Annotated in this window: 16 protein-coding genes and 1 pseudogene; 5 read left to right on the forward strand and 12 right to left on the reverse strand. The window is 73.4% G+C overall.

All coding sequences use genetic code 11. The features are described 5' to 3' along the window. A pseudogene (locus BZZ08_RS29555) lies at positions 1-304 on the reverse strand (hypothetical protein); the annotation flags it as partial. A 201-nt stretch (positions 305-505) separates the two neighbouring features. Then, positions 506-1,891, reverse strand: coding sequence for a transcriptional regulator (locus BZZ08_RS29560; RefSeq protein ID WP_104635273.1), 1,386 nt, complete (start codon positions 1,889-1,891; stop codon positions 506-508). Between the two features lie 303 nt (positions 1,892-2,194). Between BZZ08_RS29560 and BZZ08_RS29565 the strand changes: the two genes are divergently transcribed. The 3 genes from BZZ08_RS29565 to BZZ08_RS29575 all read left to right on the forward strand — a co-directional run bounded on the left by BZZ08_RS29565 (position 2,195) and on the right by BZZ08_RS29575 (position 5,406). Continuing rightward, entirely contained in the window at positions 2,195-2,848 is a 654-nt protein-coding gene (locus BZZ08_RS29565; protein WP_104635274.1) for a bifunctional DNA primase/polymerase, read from the forward strand. Positions 2,849-2,977: 129 nt separating this feature from the next. Next, complete coding sequence (locus tag BZZ08_RS29570; protein WP_198601760.1) at positions 2,978-3,754, forward strand: ABC transporter ATP-binding protein; 777 nt, start codon at positions 2,978-2,980, stop codon at positions 3,752-3,754. Next, positions 3,751-5,406: a transporter gene (locus tag BZZ08_RS29575; protein WP_104635276.1), complete on the forward strand. Its 1,656-nt coding sequence runs from the start codon at positions 3,751-3,753 to the stop codon at positions 5,404-5,406. The genes BZZ08_RS29570 and BZZ08_RS29575 overlap by 4 nt, the downstream gene beginning before the upstream one ends. 109 nt (positions 5,407-5,515) lie before the next feature. Here BZZ08_RS29575 and BZZ08_RS29580 read toward each other — a convergent pair whose 3' ends face one another. Together BZZ08_RS29580 and BZZ08_RS29585 are read right to left on the reverse strand one after the other, a co-directional pair. Further along, on the reverse strand, positions 5,516-6,406 hold the full coding sequence (locus BZZ08_RS29580) for an alpha/beta fold hydrolase (protein ID WP_104635277.1): 891 nt from the start codon (positions 6,404-6,406) through the stop codon (positions 5,516-5,518). 500 nt (positions 6,407-6,906) lie between these two features. After that, on the reverse strand, positions 6,907-7,599 hold the full coding sequence (locus BZZ08_RS29585) for a metal-dependent transcriptional regulator (protein ID WP_104635278.1): 693 nt from the start codon (positions 7,597-7,599) through the stop codon (positions 6,907-6,909). Positions 7,600-7,821: 222 nt separating this feature from the next. On the opposite strand from BZZ08_RS29585, the gene BZZ08_RS29590 reads away from it, so the two are divergent. Continuing rightward, on the forward strand, positions 7,822-8,577 hold the full coding sequence (locus BZZ08_RS29590; RefSeq protein WP_104635279.1) for an SIS domain-containing protein: 756 nt from the start codon (positions 7,822-7,824) through the stop codon (positions 8,575-8,577). 22 nt (positions 8,578-8,599) lie between these two features. Here the strand turns inward: BZZ08_RS29590 and BZZ08_RS29595 are convergent, their stop codons facing one another. The 3 genes from BZZ08_RS29595 to BZZ08_RS29605 form a co-directional block, all read right to left on the reverse strand. Next, on the reverse strand, positions 8,600-10,063 hold the full coding sequence (locus tag BZZ08_RS29595; protein WP_198601761.1) for a PAS domain-containing protein: 1,464 nt from the start codon (positions 10,061-10,063) through the stop codon (positions 8,600-8,602). A gap of 85 nt (positions 10,064-10,148) precedes the next feature. After that, the gene (locus BZZ08_RS29600; RefSeq protein WP_104635280.1) at positions 10,149-11,045 is read right to left on the reverse strand and encodes a GNAT family N-acetyltransferase; all 897 of its coding nucleotides are present in this window, start codon (positions 11,043-11,045) and stop codon (positions 10,149-10,151) included. Between the two features lie 339 nt (positions 11,046-11,384). Then, positions 11,385-12,485 (reverse strand): citrate synthase 2, encoded by a 1,101-nt coding sequence (locus BZZ08_RS29605; RefSeq protein ID WP_104635281.1) that lies wholly within the window; start codon positions 12,483-12,485, stop codon positions 11,385-11,387. A 239-nt stretch (positions 12,486-12,724) separates the two neighbouring features. On the opposite strand from BZZ08_RS29605, the gene pdxH reads away from it, so the two are divergent. Continuing rightward, entirely contained in the window at positions 12,725-13,429 is a 705-nt protein-coding gene (gene pdxH, locus BZZ08_RS29610; RefSeq protein ID WP_104635282.1) for a pyridoxamine 5'-phosphate oxidase, read from the forward strand. A 141-nt stretch (positions 13,430-13,570) separates the two neighbouring features. Here the strand turns inward: pdxH and BZZ08_RS29615 are convergent, their stop codons facing one another. From BZZ08_RS29615 to BZZ08_RS29635, 5 genes are read right to left on the reverse strand one after another with little or no spacing between them, the layout of a single operon-like run. Further along, positions 13,571-14,209, reverse strand: coding sequence for a TetR/AcrR family transcriptional regulator (locus BZZ08_RS29615; protein ID WP_198601762.1), 639 nt, complete (start codon positions 14,207-14,209; stop codon positions 13,571-13,573). Further along, entirely contained in the window at positions 14,197-14,940 is a 744-nt protein-coding gene (locus tag BZZ08_RS29620) for an enoyl-CoA hydratase family protein (RefSeq protein ID WP_104635283.1), read from the reverse strand. Before BZZ08_RS29620 ends, BZZ08_RS29615 begins: the two co-directional genes overlap by 13 nt. Beyond that, positions 14,937-16,505, reverse strand: coding sequence for a 4-coumarate--CoA ligase family protein (locus tag BZZ08_RS29625; RefSeq protein WP_104635284.1), 1,569 nt, complete (start codon positions 16,503-16,505; stop codon positions 14,937-14,939). The genes BZZ08_RS29620 and BZZ08_RS29625 overlap by 4 nt, the downstream gene beginning before the upstream one ends. Before the next feature lie 37 nt (positions 16,506-16,542). Beyond that, on the reverse strand, positions 16,543-17,691 hold the full coding sequence (locus tag BZZ08_RS29630; RefSeq protein ID WP_104635285.1) for an acyl-CoA dehydrogenase family protein: 1,149 nt from the start codon (positions 17,689-17,691) through the stop codon (positions 16,543-16,545). A 54-nt stretch (positions 17,692-17,745) separates the two neighbouring features. Beyond that, on the reverse strand, positions 17,746-19,590 hold the full coding sequence (locus BZZ08_RS29635) for an acetyl/propionyl/methylcrotonyl-CoA carboxylase subunit alpha (RefSeq protein ID WP_104635286.1): 1,845 nt from the start codon (positions 19,588-19,590) through the stop codon (positions 17,746-17,748). Between the last annotated feature and the right edge of the window lie 5 nt (positions 19,591-19,595).

A 19,595-nucleotide genomic window follows, 5' to 3' on the forward strand; every position in this document is an offset into this window, starting at 1 on the left:
AGGCCTGCGGCGCCGACGGCGGCGCGGACTGCTGCGGGGTCTCCGGGACGCCCCACGGCTGGGCGCCGGGCGGCGTGGGCCAGCTCTGGGTGGCGGGCGACCCCTGCTGCTGGTCGGGGCCCCAGGGCCGGTCCCAGGCCTGACCGCCGGGCGGCGCGGAGGCGGGTGCCGGGCCACCGGTCTGCGGGCCGACGGGAGTGCCGGCCCGACCGGGCAGCAAGGGCTCGCCGCCGTCCGAGGGCAGCACGATGCCTTCGCGCGCTTGCCGCGGCGAGGGCTCCTCGCCCTGTCCACTCTGCGTCACCGGGACTCCTACGAATGGGGGACCTTCGGAATCGTCGGCTCACGCTACCGGGTCCCCCGAGCCCACTGCCACGCCGCCCGGGGCGTCAGCTCCTTCCCTGTGACCGCAGTAACAAAACCAGGCCGCGGCGCGCTGTTGATGTCCGTTTCCGCTCATCGCGCCGGAGTTTCACGCGCGTTCACTCATCCGCGCCCCATCCGTTCACGCCGCGGTCTGGAGGTCGAGCCGGGCACCGAACTCCCTGACCACGGCCTCTTCCCGGTACGGCTCCAGCCGGGCCTGGAAGTCGTCCAGGTACTCGGCGCCCCGGTTCGAGCGCAGCGTCTCCAGCAGTTCCACCGCCTTCGTCGCCGTGTTGCAGGCCTGTTCGATCTCGCGCTGCTGCACCTGCGCCGTGGCCAACAGCACATGCCCGATGGCCCGCCTGCGTGCCCGCGACTCGGGGTGTCCGTCCAGGGACTGCCGCGCGTAGCGGGCGGCCGCGTCCGCCTGCCCCAGGTCCCGGTGGCAGTGCGCCAACTCGTCGGCGAGGTAGGCCTCGTCGAAGTGCGCGATCCACACGGGGTCGTCGCCGGAGGCCGGATCGGCCGACTCCATCGCGCCGACCGCCCGTCCGGCCGCCTCGTGGGCCGCCCGTACGTCGCCGAGGAGCGCGTGGCCGCGGGCCTCGGCCGCGTGGAACATCGACTCCGCGCGCGGCGTCACCCGCCCGCGTGCCCCCTCCTGCGCCGCCCGCGCCAACTGGGCGATCTCGCGCGGGTTTCCGAGCTGTGCGGCGAGGTGGCTCATGGAGGCGGCGAGGACGTACCCGCCGTAGCCGCGGTCCCCGGCCGCCTGGGCGAGCCGCAGCGACTGGATGTAGTACCGCTGGGCGAGGCCGGGTTGGCCGGTGTCCACGGCCATGTATCCGGCCAGTTCGGTCAGGCGGGCGACCGTGGCGAACAGGTCCCGTCCGACCGCCTCCCGGTAGGAGCCGGCCAGCAGTCCGGAGACCACGCTGTTCAGGTAGTGGACGAGGACCGGGCGCACGTGCCCGCTGCCGTACTGGTGGTCCAGGTCCACCAGCGCCTGGGTCATCGCGCGCACGGCCGCCACGTCGGACTGGCCCACCCGCGGCCCCGCCGAACGCGACACCTGCGGGTCGGGGGCGGAAATCAGCCAGTCCCGGCTGGGCTCGACGAGCGCCGAGGAGGCGACGGAGGAACCGGACAGGAAGTCCCGGCGCCCCACGTCGCTGCGCCACAGCTCGCAGACCTGCTCGATGGCTCCCAGTACCGTCGGCGAGAACTGGAGGCCGACGCCGGACGCGAGGTTCTTGCCGTTGGCCATGCCGATCTCGTCGATCGTGACCGTACGGCCGAGCTTGCGTCCGAGCGCCTCGGCGATGATCGCCGGTGCCCGGCCGCGCGGTTGCTGTCCGCGCAGCCAGCGGGCCACGGAGGTCTTGTCGTACCGCAGGTCGAGACCGTGCTCGACCCCGCACACGTTGACCCGGCGGGCGAGGCCCGCGTTCGAGCAGCCCGCTTCCTGAATGAGCGCCTGCAGTCGTTCGTTCGGCTGCCGCGCGACGAGAGGCCTTGCGGCCATGGCGTAACCCCCATGCGGTCTCATGCGGTCTCGATGCTGTCCCGGCGGATCGTCGGACGAAAGAGATCCGGCCGTGAAGATCAATGCCCCGTCGATGTGCCGACAATGCGAGACTTGCGGAGCTTGCGAGGATTGCCGGGGTAACGGCCGGTGCCGGCCCCACTGCTGGCTACCCAGCTCCCGCGGTGAATCCTCCTGCGCGCCCCCGCCTGTGCACCCATGCGCCCCGAGTGCGGTGCCGATGCACCTCCCCCGCGCGCACGGCGCCCGTAACCCCCGGTGAGCACGGGAGTTGAGACCCACGTGGAAGAGACCATCCCCGGCACCGAAGCCGCCCAGATCCCGCAGCAGCGCGGCACGTCGCTGCTGGAGACCGCCGTTCGCTACGCCGAGGAGCGTCACTGGGACGTGTTTCCCGGCACCTGGCTGGTGCCCGCCGACGGGGTGCAGCGCTGCTCCTGCGGCGACCCGGCGTGCGCCGCCCCGGGCGCGCACCCGGCCCGCGAGGACTGGGCGGCGCAGGCCACGGGCAGCGCGACCGTCGCCCGGCGGATGTGGCAGAAGCAGCAGGGGGCGTCGATCCTGCTGCCCACGGGGCGGACGTTCGACGCGATCGACGTGCCGGAGACCGCCGGGTTCCTGGCGCTGGCGCGGATGCAGCGGATGGAGCTGACGCTGGGGCCGGTGACGCTGGCACCGGACCGGCGGATGCGGTTCTTCGTGCTGCCGGGTGCGGGGGCGAAGGTGCCGGATCTCGTGCGGCGGTTGGGGTGGTCGCCCCGGGTGCTCGATCTGGGCGTGCTCGGGGAGGGGGCGTATGTGGCGGCGCCGCCGACGCGGTTCGGGTCGTGGGGTGCGGTGCAGTGGGCCTGCCGGCCTACGGCCGCGAATCGGTGGTTGCCGGATGTGGAGGAGTTGATCTCGGCGTTGGCGTACGCGTGCGGTCGGGATCGTTAGGGGCGCCCATTCATCTGCCGGGTTGCCCGATTTCGGCGGCTGCCGGCCGGATGTGGTTGCTCGCGCAGTTCCCCGCGCCCCTTTCGGGGCGCTCTTCCCCCCGTAGGGTTCATCGCGACGGAGGGGGACGTGGTGAGTGACAGCGCTGTGCGCGTGCGAGGGCTCTGGAAGCGGTTCGGGCAGCAGGTCGCCGTGGGCGGGATCGATCTGGAGTTGCCGGCCGGGAAGTTCATCGGGCTCGTCGGGCCCAACGGGGCCGGGAAGACCACCACGCTCTCGATGGTGACCGGGCTGCTGCGGCCGGACCAGGGGTCGGTCGAGGTCGTGGGGCACGACGTGTGGCGCGATCCGGTCGAGGTGAAGGCCAGGATCGGGGTGCTGCCCGAGGGGCTGCGGCTCTTCGAGCGGCTGTCGGGCCGTGAACTGCTCGGCTACACCGGCCGGTTGCGCGGGCTGCCCGGCGAGGAGGTCGACAAGCGCGCCACCCAGCTCCTCGACGTGCTCGACCTCGCGGGGGCCCAGCACAAGCTGGTCGTCGACTACTCGACCGGCATGCGGAAGAAGATCGGGCTCGCCGCCGCACTGCTGCACAATCCGGAAGTGCTGTTCCTGGACGAGCCGTTCGAGGGTGTCGACCCGGTCTCCGCGCAGACCATCCGGGGCGTCCTGGAGCGCTACACCGCCTCCGGCGCCACCGTCGTCTTCTCCTCCCACGTCATGGAGCTGGTGGAGTCGCTGTGCGACTGGGTGGCCGTCATGGCCGCGGGACGCATCCGGGCCACCGGGACGCTCGCCGAGGTGCGCGGCGGGGCGGCGTCGTTGCAGGAGGCGTTCCTCGAACTCGTCGGTGCGGGGGGCCGGGACGCCGGCTCGGACCTGGACTGGCTGGGCGGCGGGTCCCGATGAGCGCGCCGACCTCACCGGCCGCGGCGGTGCCGTCCGGTTCGTCGGGCCGTCCACCGGTCGCCTCCGGCGCGTCCGTCACGTCCGTCTTCGTACGGCTGAAGCTGTCGCTGCTGCGCAACGGGCTGCGGCAGTCCGGCGGGCGGCGGGCCGCCTACCTCGCCTCCGCCGTCCTCGTGCTGCTCTTCGCCGCGCTCCAGCTGATCGGCCTGATCGCACTGCGCGGGTACGCGCACGTGGACTCGCTGGTCGTGCTGCTCGCGGCGGTGCTCGCGCTGGGCTGGGCGGTGATGCCGCTGTTCTTCCCCGGCGGCGACGAGACGCTCGACCCCACCCGGCTGGTGATGCTGCCGCTGCGGCCCGGCCCCCTGGTGCGGGCCCTGCTCACCTCCTCGCTGGTGGGCATCGGGCCGCTGTTCACGCTGTGCATGTTCGCCGGGTCCGTGGTCGCGGTCGCGCACGGCGGGGCGGCGTACGCCGTCGGGGTCGTCGGCGCGGTCCTCGCGCTGCTGGTGTGCGTGACCCTGGCGCGGGCCGTCGCCGCCGCCAACGTACGGCTGCTGACCAGCCGCAAGGGGCGCGATCTCGCGGTGCTGAGCGGGCTGGTCGTCGCGGTGGGCGCGCAGCTCGTCAACTTCGGCGCGCAGCGGCTGGGTTCCTCGGGGCTGGGCGAGCTGGACCCGGTGGCCGACGTGGTGCGCTGGGTGCCGCCGGCGTCGGCGGTCGGCGCGATGGACGCGGCGAGCGACGGGTCGTACGGCATCGCGCTGGCCCAGCTGGCGCTGACGGCCGCGGCGCTGGGGCTGCTGCTGTGGGTGTGGGCCCGCCACCTGACGCGGCTGATGACGGCGCCCGACGGCTCCACGATCCAGAGCGACACCGGGGCAATCCGCGAGCGCGGCTCGGCCGGACTCGCCCGGTGGCTGCCGGCGGGCCGTACGGGCACCACCATGGAGCGCACCCTGCGCTATGTGTGGCGCGACCCGAAGACCAAGGCGGCGTGGGTGACCTCGCTGGCCATCGGTCTGATCGTGCCGGTGTTCAACGCCTGGCAGGGCACCGGCTCGGTCTACTTCGCCTGCTTCGCCGCCGGGATGCTCGGCATCCAGATGTACAACCAGTTCGGGCAGGACACGTCCGCGTTCTGGATGGTCGCGATGACCATCTCCTCGACCCGGGACGCCTACGTCGAACTGCGGGCCCGCGCGCTGGCGCTGCTGCTGATCACGCTGCCGTACGCCACCCTCGTCACGGTGCTGACCACCGCGATGCTCGACGACTGGCGGGCCCTGCCCGAGGCGCTCGGCCTGTCCTTCGCGCTGCTCGGCGCGATGCTGGCGACGGGCGCGTGGACCTCGGCGCGTTTCCCGTACTCCATCCCGCAGGAGGGGTACAAGAACGTCGCCCCGGGTCAGGTCGGACTGGCCTGGGTCTCGATCTTCGGCGGCATGATCGGCGCGGCCCTGCTGTGCGCTCCGGTGATCGCGCTGACGATCTGGCTGAACGTGAGCGAGCGGGCCGGGGACGTGGGCTGGGTGCTGCTGCCGGTCGGCGCGGTGTACGGCGCGGCGCTGACGCTGCTCGGCCTGCGGCTGGCCGCGCCGCGCACGGCGGACCGGCTGCCGGAGATCCTCGTGGCGGTCAGCAAGGGGTGACGGACCGGCCCTCCCGGGCGCGGGCGGCGCACGGTCGGCGGGCGGGCGCTCAGGCGTCCCAGGGGGTGCTCAGGCGTCCCGGAGGGCGCTCAGGCGTCCCCGAGGGTGTTCAGGCGTCCCCGAGGGTGTTCAGGAACGGCTCGATGGCCGCCCGCCACGCCTCCGGCTGGTCGTAGTGGACGAGGTGACCGGCGTCGGCGACCTCCGCGTACTGGCCGTTCGGCAGGACGCGGACCATCTCCTGGGCCTCGGCGCGGCCCAGCTCGCCGTCGAGGCCGCGCACGACCAGGGTGGGGCAGCGCACCTGGGCCAGCTCCTCCCAGTGGGCGTCGTAGACCCAGGTCTCACGGGAGCGCAGCATCTGCTCGGGTTCGAAGACGGGGCGCCAGCCGTCCGGGGACTCGGCCATCACCTCGGCGTAGAACTCGCCGCGGGCCGGGTTCGGCCGCTCCACCCATGGATCGTCCTCGCCGAACCACTTGCGGACGTCGGCGAGCGTGGCGAAGGGGACCGGCCAGGCGCGGAACCATTCGGTCCAGGTGTGCTGGGAGGCGGTGCCGAGGGCGGAGGCCCGCATGTCGCAGATGATCAGGCCGCGGACCAGGTCGGAGCGTTTGGCGGCGAGCTGCCAGGCGGTCAGCGCGCCCATGGCGTGGCCGATGAGCACGGCCGGGCCGAGACCGAGCTGCTCCAGGGCGGCCTCGACGTCCTCGACGTACGCCTCCCTGGTGTAGGCGGCCCGCGGGGGCTTGTCGCTGCGGCCGTGGCCGCGCTGGTCGAGGGTGACCGCCCGGTGGCGGGCGGAGAGCCAGCGGACCGTGGCGGCCCAGTGCGAGGCGCGGCCCATCAGGCCGTGCAATAACAGCACGCCGGGCAGGTCTCCCGCGCCGGACCCGGAGGAGGCCGGGTCGGACGCCCGGTCGGTCTTGGGAGGGTCGCCGAACTCCCAGGCCGCGAGGCGTACACCGCCCGCGCCGGTCACGTCGATGCGCCGCGCCATAGGTCCTGGCACCCCCAAGCTCCGCTCGGACCCGCCCGCCCTCGCGGGCCGGCCGTCCTGTGAACCGTGTCCTGCCTGCCGTGCAGAGTAGCCAACTTATCGAATACGCATTCGAAAGAGCCGTTTCGACGAGCAACACCCCTCATTCGAGTGACACCGCTCAGGGATTGATCGCCGCCGCCCAGGGGAGATCTTCAACGGGAGGCGGACCGCTCGGGGAAAACGGTCCGAGGGGATTGACCTTGAGAGCTCGGGGCTCCAGGTCAGCACAGGGGAGGACAGGCCCCGGCGCCGCACGGCGCCGGGGCCCTCTCCGTCTCTCCGGCACGCCCCTCCCCCTCTCCGGCCGGGCGACATCGCTGTCAGCCACGGGCCAAGAGCCCCTCACGTCCGCTGCCTCACGCCACAGCCTTGCACGCGAAGCGTCCGGCCGCTGCGATTCCGCGCACTGGAATCCGAATCGACGGGCCCCGGCCGACGGGCCCCTCCGGGGCGCGCGGTCAGCGCTTGGCGACGAACACGTGGGAGGCGGTGTCCGCCTCCAGCTCGGCGGCCTCGCCGCCGCTGCCCACCAGCACGCCGCCCGCCGACTCGGTCACGCTCACCACCGAGCCGGGCTGCACCCCGGCCCGGCGCAGCGTGTACATCAGCTGCGCGTCCGTCTGGATCGGCTCGCCGATCCGGCGCACGACGACCGTCTTGCCCTCGATCCCCGGGTCGAGGTCGGCGAGGGACACCATGCCCTCGTCCAGGAACGGGTCGGCCCCGTCCGTCTCGCCCAGCTCCTCCAGGCCCGGGATCGGGTTCCCGTACGGCGACTCGGTCGGGTGCCGCAGCAGCTCCAGCACCCGGCGCTCGACCGCCTCGCTCATCACGTGCTCCCAGCGGCACGCCTCCGCGTGCACCTGCTCCCACTCCAGGCCGATCACGTCGACCAGCAGGCACTCCGCGAGTCGGTGCTTGCGCATCACGCGCGTCGCCAGCCGCCGGCCCTCGTCGGTCAGCTCCAGATGCCGGTCCGCCGCCACGGACACCAGCCCGTCACGCTCCATCCGCGCCACCGTCTGGCTGACCGTGGGACCGCTCTGGTCGAGCCGCTCGGCGATCCGGGCGCGCATCGGGACCACACCTTCCTCCTCCAGCTCCAGGATGGTGCGGAGGTACATCTCCGTGGTGTCGATCAGTCCGGACATACGTGCCCCTCGATGAGATTGCCGGAGGCTGAGGCCCACCGGCGCGTGCGCTGGCCCTGCCACCAATTCTGACGCATACCACCGACAACCGTGCCTCGCCGCGAAAAGCCGGGCCCGGCCGCGCCCGTCCGGGCCCTCCGCGCCGCCCCGACGCCGTATTGACACCGCGCTGGTCCAGACCGCACCGTGATCCGCGACGCAGCCACTCCGAAGGGGTCCCGCATGAGCGACCACAAGCCGGCCGGTCAGTTCCTCGACGCGGCGATCGACCTCCTGCGACGTGTCCGCGACGAGGAGGCGGACAGTGTCGAGGCGGCCGGCACGCTGCTCGCCGACACCGTGCTGAGCGGCGGCCGGCTCTTCGCCTTCGGCGCCGGTCACTCCTCCCTCGCCGCCCAGGACGTCGTGTACCGCGCCGGCGGACTCGCCCTGATGAACCTGCTCGCCGTGCCCGGCGTCGTCGGCGTCGACGTGATGCCGGCCACGCTCGGCTCCGCCCTGGAACGCGTCGACGGCCTCGCGAGCGCCGTGCTGGACTCCTCCCCGCTGCGCGAGGGCGACGCCCTGGTGATCATCTCCCTCTCCGGGCGCAACGCCCTGCCCGTGGAGATGGCCATGAACGCCCGCGCCCTCGGCGTCCGGGTCATCGGCGTGACCTCGGTGGCGTACGCCGCCGAGACGACGTCGCGGCACGTCTCCGGCACGTTCCTCAAGGACCACTGCGACGTCGTACTGGACTCCAAGATCGCCGTCGGTGACGCGGAACTCACCCTCGACACCGTCCCGGCGCCCTTCGCCCCCGCCTCCACGGTCGTCACCAGCGCCCTCATGCAGGCCATGACGGCGACGGCGGCCGCGACCCTCGCCGACCGCGGTGTCGAACCGCCGCTGCTGCGCTCCGGCAACGTGGACGGCGGCCACGAGTGGAACGGGCGGGTACTGGAGCAGTACCGGGACCGGATCTTCTACCGCCGCTGAGCCGAATCCGGCGGCCCGCCGGCTACGGCCGCTCCAGCGTGCCGGCCAGGTCCAGGGCGGTGGCGATCCGCACCGCCACGTCCTCGGCGTACATCGCGTCCGCCCGCTCGAAGGCGCTGCGTCCCGCGCCGCGCAGGAAGGTGACGACGCCCAGCGTCCGGCCGCGGCTGCGCAGCGCCGCGCACAGGCCGTGCACGGTGTCCTCCGGCCACTGGCGGGCCCTGGCCCACCGGCGCACCTGCTCCGCCGGGACCGCCCGCACACCGGCGCTGGCCCGCACCGAGCCCGCCCGCTCCACGCACTGCACGGCGGGGTGCCCCTCGCCGTAGCGCACCGGCATCCCGGCCGTACCGGACGGCACGCTGGGCCCCGGCGCGCCGGACGGGGTGGCCGCGACCCGCACCAGCCGCACCGGCTCGGCCGCGTCGGTGTCCGACGTCGCCCCGCCCACCACCCGGTCGATCAGCGCGTGGTCGGCGAACCCGGCCAGCGCGAAGTCCAGGTGGACGATCGCGGCCTCCGCCGGGTCCTCGCACTCGGCCGCGGCACGCGCCGCCCGGTGCAGCTGGTTGGCCCGGAAGCGCAGCAGCGACGCCTCCTGCTCGCTCTGCTTCGACTCCGTGACGTCCTCGAAGAGCCAGCCGACGCCCAGCGGCACCGGTTCCTCCGCGAGCGGCGAGGCCAGCCGCACGAACCCACTGCGCCAGCACCGGCGCCGCTCGCCCTCCGGCGTGCGCAGACTCACCCAGACCTCGGCGGGCCCGGGCGGCGCGCCCTCCGCCAGGACGTGCGTCAGCGCGTTCTCCAGCTCCTCCACGCCCTGGGCGAGCAGATCGCCGAGCGGCCGCCCCAGCACGGACGTGCGCCCGGCTCCGAGCGCCCGTGCGGCGTGCGCGTTGACCACGGCGGGGCGCAGGTCCACGTCGACCAGGACGACACCCCAGCTGGCGTCCTCCAGCAGGGCCTCGCTCAGTGCGATGGACCGCTCCAGGTCGATCTGCGCGTGCACCTCGCTGAACGCGCAGTACACCCCGGCGGGCTTCCCGTCGGGACCGCGGACCGCCGCGGACTGCGTCCGCACCAGCACCCGGCCGCCGTCCTTGGTCAGCAGCGCGAACTCGTGCACCTGGCGGCCCGGCGCCCGCATCGCGGACAGCAGCCGGTCCTCCACCTCACCGGCGTCCGCGCTGCGCACGGCCCATCCGGCGAAGCCCTGCCGTCCCACGGCCTCGGCCGCGCTCCAGCCGAGGATCCGCTCCGCCTCGCGGTTCCAATGGGTCACGACCCCGTCCGCGTCGAAGGCGCACAGGGCCGCGTCCATGCCGTCGAGGAGCGCGGCCAACAGGTCCGCGCCGTCCCGCTCGGGCTGCTCCGGCTCGTCCGGACCCAGCTCGTCGGTGGTCCCACTACGCCGCGAAGCACTCACCTGGACCCCCTGCAGGCTGCGTCCGCCGTACCGTACGTCGGTTCGTTCACTGGCCTTCATTCAACTCGAACGTGATGCGGCACACACCGGGTTCCCGCAAGTTCGCGGAAATCGTTGTACTGCGGAAACTCGGCATAAGCCCCCGTCATGACGGGGGCGCGGCGGATCGGGCCGGGCGGGCGCCGGCGAGCCTCAGGTCGACCCACTCCTCGCGCTCGCCGTCGAGCACGTACCGCTCCTTCTCCACGAACCCACGCGCCCCGGCGAACCGCAACCCGTCGGCGTTGGCCGCCAGCACCACGGTCTCCACCGCCCCGGCGTCCAGCTCGCGCGCGTGGGCCAGCCCCGCCTCGTAGAGCGCGGTGCCGATCCCGCGCCCCCGGTACGCCGGCAGCACCCGCGCGATCACGGTCGCCGCCCGCTCCTCGCCCCCGGGCGGCCGCACGGTGGAGCAGCCGACGAGCACGTCCCCGAGGTAGGCGTTGGCCAGCCGGTTGCGCCCGGCGCGCTCCCGCGCCTCGTCGGGGGTCATGGCGGCCGGCGGCACGATCACGTTGTGCACGTGCCGCCACTCCTCCACCATGGCGTCGCCGTCCACCGGCGCGATCCGCAGCGCCGAGCCCGCACCGGTCGCGACCGTCCCGCGCCGCGCGTACACCTCGATCTCGATGCGCATCCGCTCGTCCGCGAGCCCGCACACCATCATCGTCGCGGCCGGCCGCACCTGCCCGAACGCCCGCCGCAGCGCGGGCCAGCAGGGCTCGAAGTCCTCCCGCGCGGGCAGCAGGTAGCGCACCCGCACCACGTCCGCGAACGTGCACCCCGCCTCGGCCAGCGCCGCCCCGACGTTGCGCAGGCACTGCTCGGCCTGCTCCACCACGTCCTCGGAGATCGTCATCGACGCGTAGTCGAACCCGGTCGTCCCCGACACGTGCACCCAGTCCCCGTCGACGACGGCCCGGGCGTACCCGATCCGCTCCTCGAACGTCGACCCGCTGACTATCGCCCGCCTGACCGGCGGCTCCCCCAGTCGTTTCGTCATGGGCGAAACCGTAGGTGACCAGCGCAGACGCGTCCATGGGAGATCGACGACGAATCCATCCGGAAATTCGATTGATCGGCGGCCGACCGGTTCTTAGGGTGGGCGCTACACAAGAAGGGAGGTGGTTCGGCAGATGTATGAGATCCGGACGCGTGAGGTGGCTGCGGGCTAGCGGCCCGGCACCACACGGAGTGCGGCGCCGGACCAGCGCGTGAGTGAAGCGTGCAGCCGGCCCAATCCCAAGCAGTCACCCGACCCGCGAGTCGCCGGTACGTCCGGCCGGCTCCTCCACGGAGGAACCAGACTCGCGGGTCGCCTGCGTTCAGGGCCGGGGGGCGGTCAGCCCGCGATGTCGGAGTAGCCCTCGATCTCGCGCGGGTCGCGGGTGCCCGGGCCCATGTAGCGGGCGGAGGGGCGGACCAGGCGGCCGGTGCGCTTCTGCTCCAGGATGTGGGCGGACCAGCCGGCGGTACGGGCGCAGGTGAACATCGAGGTGAACATGGGGGCCGGGACCTCCGCGAAGTCCAGCATGATGGCGGCCCAGAACTCGACGTTGGTGGCCAGCACCCGGTCGGGGCGGCGGGCGTGCAGCTCCGCCAGGGCGGCCTTCTCCAGGGCCTCGGCGACCTCGTAGCGCGGGGCGCCCAGTTCGCGGGCGGTGCGGCGCAGGACGCGGGCGCGCGGGTCCTCGGCGCGGTAGACGCGGTGTCCGAAGCCCATGAGGCGCTCACCCGCGTCGAGGGTCTTCTTGACGTAGGCCTCGGCGTCGCCGGTGCGCTCGATCTCCTCGATCATGTGCAGGACGCGCGAGGGGGCGCCGCCGTGCAGCGGGCCCGACATGGCGCCCACGGCTCCGGAGAGGGCGGCGGCCACGTCCGCGCCGGTGGAGGCGATGACGCGGGCGGTGAACGTGGAGGCGTTCATGCCGTGCTCGGCGGCGGAGGTCCAGTAGGCGTCGACGGCGGCGACGTGCTTGGGGTCGGGCTCGCCGCGCCAGCGGATCATGAAGCGTTCGACCACCGACTGGGCCTTGTCGATCTCGCGCTGCGGAACCATGGGCAGGCTCTGGCCGCGCGCGGACTGGGCGACGTAGGACAGGGCCATGACGGCGGCGCGGGCGAGGTCGTCGCGGGCCTGTGCGGCGTCGATGTCCAGCAGGGGTTTGAGGCCCCACGCCGGGGCGAGCATCGCGAGGGCGGACTGGACGTCGACCCTGATGTCGCCGGAGTGCACGGGGATGGGGAAGGGCTCGGCGGGCGGCAGGCCGGGGTTGAAGGCCCCGTCGACGAGCAGGCCCCAGACGTTGCCGAAGGAGACGTGCCCGACCAGGTCCTCGATGTCGACGCCGCGGTAGCGAAGGGCGCCGCCCTCCTTGTCGGGTTCGGCGATCTCCGTCTCGAAGGCGACGACTCCCTCTAGCCCGGGTACGAAGTCGGACATCAGGCGGCTCCTCGTGATCAGTGGTGTACGGCGACCTGGGCGGGGACGGTGCGGCGCCTCCATGGATCCACGGTCGTGTCCCGACTCGCGGTCCCGGCGGTCATCCCTGTGATGCCCCGTACGGCCGTCGGTCATCCGGCCGGGGCGGGACCAAGCACCATATCTCCGGGTGCCAGGTTTGGGGAGTGGGTGCGGCACTCGGTGCCACCCCGGTCGGGCGGTGGAGCGGATACGGCAGGATGGGCGGCGTGACCGATCGCGAAGCCGATACCGGCCTCCCCGCCGCCGCCTCAGTCCCCTTCGATCTCGCTTCGATGCGCAAGCAGTACCGGGCCGAGGGGCTGTCCGAGACCGAGCTGGCGGCGACGCCCGTCGAGCAGTTCGCGCGCTGGTTCAAGCAGGCGGCGACGGACGGCGGGCTGTTCGAGCCGAACGCCATGGTCGTCTCCACGGCGGACGAGCGGGGGCGGCCCAGCTCCCGCACGGTGCTGCTGAAGCACTTCGACGAGCAGGGGTTCGTCTTCTACACCAACTACGACTCGCGCAAGGCGCGCGAGCTGGACGCGAACCCGTACGTCTCGCTGCTGTTCCCCTGGCACCCGATGGCCCGGCAGGTCGTGGTCACGGGCGTCGCGCGCCGCACCGGGCGGGACGAGACCGCCGCGTACTTCCGGACCCGGCCGCACGGCTCCCAGCTGGGTGCCTGGGCGAGCGTCCAGTCCTCGGTGGTGGCGGACCGCCGCGCCCTGGACGCGGCGTACGCCGAGCTGGCGGCGCGGTACCCGGAGGGCGAGCAGGTGCCGGTGCCGCCGCACTGGGGCGGGTTCCGGGTGGTGCCGGAGGCGGTGGAGTTCTGGCAGGGCCGCGAGAACCGGCTGCACGACCGGCTGCGGTACACGGCGGAGGGCGGCGGGGGCTGGCGGGTGGAGCGGCTGAGTCCGTGACGGGTTCCGGCGCCGGGGGTGCGCCCGGCGAGGACGGCGCCCTCAGCCACGAGCCACTCCCGTACGCGCCGGGCGAGCCGCTCGGCGTCGCCGTCGTCCGCGTCGAGGTCGACGATCACCTGGAACCGGTCCCCCACGGTGTCAGTCCGCCTCTGCGTCCAGCGCCCGGGTCAGCAGTCGCGCCCACTGCTCCACCACCCGTTCCCGGCGTGTTCCGTCGTCGGTGAGGAGGTTGGCGAGGCCCAGGCCGCGGGCCATGTCCAGGAGGCCCTGGACGGTTTCGCGGGCGCCGGGGCGGGTCTCGTCGGCGCCGAGGAGGTCGACGGCGATGCGGTGGCTCTCGCGGCCGACGCGGGCCTCCAGCTCGGTGACCCGGCCGCGCAGCTGCTCCTCGTTGGAGGCGGCCACCCACAGGTGCAGGGCGGCGCGGAAGAGCGGGCCGGTGTAGAGGTCGACGAGGGCGGCGACCACCGCGCGCCGGTCGTCGGCGGCGGCGCCCTCGGGGAACAGGGCGCGCAGCGCCACGGAGCGTTCCTCGGCGACGTACTCCACGGCCGCCGTGAAGAGGTCCTCGCGGGTCGGGAAGTGGTGCTGGGCGGCGCCGCGGGAGACTCCGGCGTGTTCGGCGACGACGGAGACCGTGGACCCGGCCCAGCCGCGTTCGGCGAGACAGGCCACCGCGGCTTCCAGGAGCCGCTGCCGGGTGGCCCGGCTCCGGTCCTGCTTGGGAACGCGCTCCGCGCGGTCGGCCGTGTTCACGGCGCCGCTCACACCACCCATTCCGGATCCCGTCGTTCGAGGAAGGCCGTCATCCCCTCGCGGGCCTGCGGGGAGGCGAACAGCCGGGCCGAGAGCGCGGTCAGGTCGGCCGCGTCCCGGTCGAAGGCCTCCAGCACCCTAGCCGTGAGCAGCCGTTTCGTCTCGGCCAGGCCCTGCGGTGAGGCACGGCGCACACCGTCGAGGACGGGTTCGAGTACGGCGTCCACGTCGTCGCCCGCCGCGGTGACCAGGCCGATGCGGGCGGCCTCGGCGGCGTCGAAGCGCTCGCCGGTGAGGTAGTAGCGGGCGAGCGCGCGGGGGTCGGTGCGCGGCAGCAGGGTCAGGGAGATGACCGCGGGCGCCACGCCGATCCGGACCTCGGTGAAGGCGAAGGTCGACTCCGTGGACGCCACCGCGATGTCGCAGGCGGCGACCAGGCCGAGGCCGCCCGCGCGAACGTGTCCGGCGACGCGGGCGAGCACCGGTTTCGGCACCTCGGCGAGCTGCCGGAGCAGGCCGACGAGGGCGTCCGGGGCGGGCGGGTCGCGCAGGTCGGCGCCCGCGCTGAAGGTGGTGCCGGTGTGGGTGAGGACGACGGCGCGGACGCCGGGGTCCTCGGCCGCGTCGGTGAGGGCGGTGGCCAGGTCGGCGACGAGGGCGGCGGACAGGGCGTTGCGGTTGTGCGGGGAGTCGAGGGTGAGGGTTTCGACGCCCCGCGCGCGCGTGCGGCCGACGTGGGCGGTCGGGGTCACTGCCGCTCCCTCAGCTGTCGGCGGAGGATCTTGCCGGACGCGGCGCGGGGCACGGCGTCGACGAAGGTGACCCTGCGGACGCGCTTGTAGGGGGCGACGCGTTCGGCGACGTACATCATGATCTCGCCCTCCGCGAGGCCGGGTGCGGCCGGCTGGCGTACGACGAAGGCGTGCGGTACTTCGTTGCCGTCGTCGTTGTAGGCGCCGACGACGGCCGCGTCGGCGACGCCGGGGTGGGTGAGCAGGAGGGCCTCGAGTTCGGCGGGGGCCACCTGGAAGCCCTTGTACTTGATCAGTTCCTTGACGCGGTCGACGACGAACAGCCAGCCGTCGCCGTCGGCGTGTCCGACGTCCCCGGTGTGCAGCCAGCCGTCGCCGTCGATCATGGCGGCGGTGGCGTCGGGGCGGCCCAGGTAGCCCTTCATGATCTGGGGGCCGCGGATGAGGATCTCTCCGGACTCCCCGGCCGGGAGGTCCTTGCCGGGGTCGGTGAGGGAGACGATGCGCATCTCGGTGCCGGCGATGAGTTTGCCGACGGTGCCGGGCGGCGCTTCGGTCATGGCGTCGAGCGGGACGACGTGGGTGCCCGGGGACAGTTCCGTCATGCCGTAGGCCTGGCCGACGGGCGGCAGGCCGAGCCGCCGGGAGCAGGCGGCGGCGAGGCGCGCGTCCAGCGGGGCGGCGGCGCTGACGATGTACTTCAGCGAGGACAGGTCGTAGTCGGCGACCAGGGGGTGCTTGGCGAGGGCCAGGACGATCGGCGGGGCGACGTACAGGCTGGTGATGCGGTGGTTCTGGATGGCGGCGAGGAACTGCTCCAGGTCGAAGCGGGGCAGGACGACGACGGTGGCGCCGAGCCTGAGCGGGGCGTTCATCAGGGCGGTCAGACCGTAGATGTGGAAGAACGGCAGCACGGCGAGGACGCGGTCGCCGGGCGCGGTGGGCATCGACGGTTCGAGCTGGGCGAGGTTGGTGGCGATCTGCCGGTGGGTGAGCATGACGCCCTTGGGGGTGCCGGTGGTGCCCGAGGAGTACGGCAGGGCGGCGACGTCCTCGGCCGGGTCGATCGCGACGGAGGGTTCGGGCGCGGTGGAGGCCAGCATGTCGACGAGTGAGCGGTGGCCGGGCGCGCTGTCGCAGACCAGGATCTCCTGGACCCCGCCCGCGAGTTCGGCGGCCCGGCGGGCGGTGGACAGGAGCGGTGAGACGGTGACGATCCAGCGGGCCGCGCAGTCCTTCAGCTGTTTGGCGAACTCCTCCGCCGTGGCGAGCGGGTGCACCGTGGTGACGGAGGCTCCCGCGCGCGTGGCGGCGTAGAAGGCCAGAGGGAAGGCGACGGTGTTGGGGCTGTGCAGGGCGAGGACGTCGCCCTTGCGCACGCCGGTCTCGGCGAGGGCGGCGGCGACGCGCCGGTGGAACCGGTCCACCTGCTCGTAGGTGAGGGTGGTGCCGTCGGTGCCGTCGATCAGCGCCGGGGCGCTCCCGAAGGCGGCGGCCCCGCCGAGCACCGCGTCGTGGATGGGCAGGTCGACGGGCGGGACGTCTGCGTACTCGCTGCGGAACACGGTTCCTCCAACGCGGGCTGGATGGCCTCTTACTGGCCTAGTACGACTTGGGCAGGCCCAGGGTCTGGTGGGAGACGTAGTTGAGGATCATCTCCCGGCTCACGGGGGCGATACGGGCGACGCGCGACGCCGTGATCAGCCGGGCGAGGCCGAACTCGCGGGTGAGGCCGTTGCCGCCGAGGGTGTGCACGGCCTGGTCGACGGCCTTCACGCAGGCCTCGCCGGCCGCGTACTTGGCCATGTTGGCGGCCTCGCCCGCGCCGACGTCGTCGCCCGCGTCGTAGAGGTGGGCCGCCTTCTGCATCATCAGGCGGGCGAGTTCGAGGTCGATGTGCGCCTGCGCGAGGGGGTGCGCGATGGCCTGGTGGGCGCCGATGGGCGTCTTCCAGACGGTGCGCTCGCGGGCGTACTCGACGGCTTTCGCGAGCGCGTGGCGGCCCATGCCGATCGCGAAGGCGGCCGTCATCACGCGCTCGGGGTTGAGGCCCGCGAAGAGCTGGAGGAGGCCCGCGTCCTCGTCGCCGACCAGGGCGTCGGCGGGAAGGCGCACGTCGTCGAGGGTCAGCTCGAACTGCCTCTCCACGGCGGCCAGTTCCATGTCGATGGGTCGGCGCTCGAAACCCGGGGCGTCGCGCGGGACGATGAACAGGCAGGGCTTGAGACTGCCGGTGCGGGCGTCTTCGGTGCGGCCGACGATCAGGGTGGCGTCGGCGATGTCCACCCCGGAGACGAAGACCTTGCGTCCGGTGAGGATCCAGTCCCCGGTGGCCGCGTCGCGGCGGGCGGTGGTGGTGATGCGGTGGCTGTTGGAACCGGCGTCGGGTTCGGTGATGCCGAAGGCCATGAGGCGGGTGCCGTCGGCGAGTGGCGGGAGCCACTCGCGCTTCTGTTCCTCGGTGCCGAAGCGGGCGATGACGGTGCCGCAGATCGCCGGGGAGACGATCATCATGAGGAGGGGGCTGCCGGCGGCGCCCATCTCTTCCAGGACGAGGGAGAGTTCGGTGATGCCGGCGCCGCCTCCGCCGTATGCCGTCGGCAGGTTGACGCCTATGTAGCCGAGCTTGGCGGCGTCTTGCCAGAGGCGGGTGCCGTCTTCGGGGTTGGTGGTGTGGGGGTGGGTCTGGGCGAAGGCGGACACCGCTGCGCGGAGGGACTTGTGCTCTTCGGATTCGATGAGGGTGGTCACTGTGCTCCTTCGGGTGCGGGTGGTGTGTGGTGGCTCGCGCGGTGCCTCGCGCCCCTAGGTCTCCCGCACTACCGCCAGGAGAGAGCCGACCGTGACCTGGTGGCCGGGCACAGCGTTCAGGGCCGTCAGAACTCCCGTGGTCGGAGCCGTGATCCTGTGCTCCATCTTCATGGCCTCCAGCCACAGGAGGGGCTGGCCCGCCCGGACGGTGGTGCCCTCCGTCAGGCCCTCCGCGACGCGGACGACCGTGCCCGGCATGGGGGCCAGGAGGGAGCCGGGGGCGTGCTGGGTGGTGGGGTCGGGGAAGCGGGGCAGGGCGGTCAGTGCGGTGGCGTTGACGTGGATCTGGTCGCCGTGGCGGGCGATGTCGAAGCGGCGTCGGACGCCGTCCGTTTCGAGGACGACCCGTTCGGCGTCGGCGTGGACGACGCGGACGCCGTCGGCGGTGAGGCCGGTGCGGGTGTGGTGGTAGCGGACCTCGTGTTCCTCGCCCGCCATGGTGTAGCGCTTGACCTGCGGTTGCGAGGGCAGGTTGCGCCAGCCGCCGAAGCGGCCCGTACGGGTGCTCGCGTCGGCGAGGGCGGCGGCGAGCGGGGCGAGGGGGTCGGGGGCCGACTCGGTGAGGGCGGCCAGGTGGCGGTCGTAGAAGCCGGTGTCCATGCGGCCGGAGGTGAACTCCTCGTGGCGCAGGGAGCGGACGAGGAGGTCGCGGTTGGTGACCGGGCCGTGGATCGCCGCCCGTTCCAGGGCGCCGGCGAGTCGGCGGACGGCCTCCGCGCGCGTGGGTGCCTGGGCGACCGCCTTGGCGAGCATCGGGTCGTAGTGGACGCCGATGTCGTCGCCGTCGGTGTAGCCGGTGTCCAGACGGATGCCGTCGGGCACGGTGAGGCGGTGCAGGCGGCCGGTCTGCGGGGCCCAGCCGTTCGCCGGGTCCTCGGCGTACAGGCGGGCCTCGACGGCGTGGCCACGCGCGCGCGGGGGATCGTTTTCGAGGGCGTGGCCCTCGGCGATCCGGAGCTGGAGGGCGACGAGGTCGATGCCGAAGACCGCTTCCGTGACGGGGTGCTCGACCTGGAGGCGGGTGTTCATCTCCAGGAAGTGCGCCTCGCCGTCGGCGACGAGGAACTCGACGGTGCCCGCGCCGACGTAGTCGACGGCGCGGGCGGCGCGTACGGCGAGGTCGTGGAGTTCGGCGGTGAGTGCGGCGGTCAGGCCGGGTGCCGGGGCCTCCTCGATCACCTTCTGGTGGCGGCGCTGGAGGGAGCAGTCGCGGGTGCCGAGCGCCCAGACGGTGCCGTGGGTGTCGGCGAGGACCTGCACCTCGATATGGCGGCCGTTCTCCAGGTACGGCTCGACGAAGACCTCGCCGTCGCCGAAGGCACTCGTGGCCTCCGCGCGGGCGGCGGTCAGTTCCGCGTCGAGGTCGGCGAGGTCCCGTACGACGCGCATGCCGCGTCCGCCGCCGCCCGCCGCCGCCTTCACCAGCACCGGCAGGTCGGCCTCGGTGACGTCCGTGAGGGGCGCGATGCCCATCAGCTCCTTGGCGCGGGTCTTGGACGCCATCGCCTCGATGGCCTCGGGCGGCGGTCCGATCCACACCAGGCCCGCGTCCCGCACGGCGCGCGCGAAGTCGGCGTTCTCGGAGAGGAAGCCGTAGCCGGGGTGGACGGCGTCGGCCCCGGCGGCGACGGCGGCCTTCACGATCAGGTCGCCGCGCAGGTAGGTGTCGGCGGGGGACGCGCCCGGCAGGCGTACGGCCGCGTCGGCCACGCGCGCGTGGAGGGCGTTCTCGTCGGCGTCCGAGTGCACGGCGACGGTCCGGATTCCCCACGCGTGGCAGGTGCGGAAGACGCGGCAGGCGATCTCGCCCCGGTTGGCGACCAGTACGGAAGCAATCATGTGGT

The sequence above is a fragment of the Streptomyces sp. MH60 genome (assembly GCF_002939385.1).
Classification (GTDB): Bacteria; Actinomycetota; Actinomycetes; order Streptomycetales; family Streptomycetaceae; genus Streptomyces.

Bases quoted from the DNA above. Each gene is read 5' to 3' on its own strand.
- BZZ08_RS29560 (WP_104635273.1), bottom strand. From the start codon at position 1,891: ATGGCCGCAAGGCCTCTCGTCGCGCGGCAGCCGAACGAACGACTGCAG.
- BZZ08_RS29575 (WP_104635276.1), top strand. From the start codon at position 3,751: ATGAGCGCGCCGACCTCACCGGCCGCGGCGGTGCCGTCCGGTTCGTCG.
- BZZ08_RS29580 (WP_104635277.1), bottom strand. From the start codon at position 6,406: ATGGCGCGGCGCATCGACGTGACCGGCGCGGGCGGTGTACGCCTCGCG.
- BZZ08_RS29585 (WP_104635278.1), bottom strand. From the start codon at position 7,599: ATGTCCGGACTGATCGACACCACGGAGATGTACCTCCGCACCATCCTG.
- BZZ08_RS29590 (WP_104635279.1), top strand. From the start codon at position 7,822: ATGAGCGACCACAAGCCGGCCGGTCAGTTCCTCGACGCGGCGATCGAC.
- BZZ08_RS29595 (WP_198601761.1), bottom strand. From the start codon at position 10,063: ATGAAGGCCAGTGAACGAACCGACGTACGGTACGGCGGACGCAGCCTG.
- BZZ08_RS29600 (WP_104635280.1), bottom strand. From the start codon at position 11,045: ATGACGAAACGACTGGGGGAGCCGCCGGTCAGGCGGGCGATAGTCAGC.
- BZZ08_RS29605 (WP_104635281.1), bottom strand. From the start codon at position 12,485: ATGTCCGACTTCGTACCCGGGCTAGAGGGAGTCGTCGCCTTCGAGACG.
- pdxH (WP_104635282.1), top strand. From the start codon at position 12,725: ATGGGCGGCGTGACCGATCGCGAAGCCGATACCGGCCTCCCCGCCGCC.
- BZZ08_RS29615 (WP_198601762.1), bottom strand. From the start codon at position 14,209: ATGGGTGGTGTGAGCGGCGCCGTGAACACGGCCGACCGCGCGGAGCGC.
- BZZ08_RS29635 (WP_104635286.1), bottom strand. From the start codon at position 19,590: ATGATTGCTTCCGTACTGGTCGCCAACCGGGGCGAGATCGCCTGCCGC.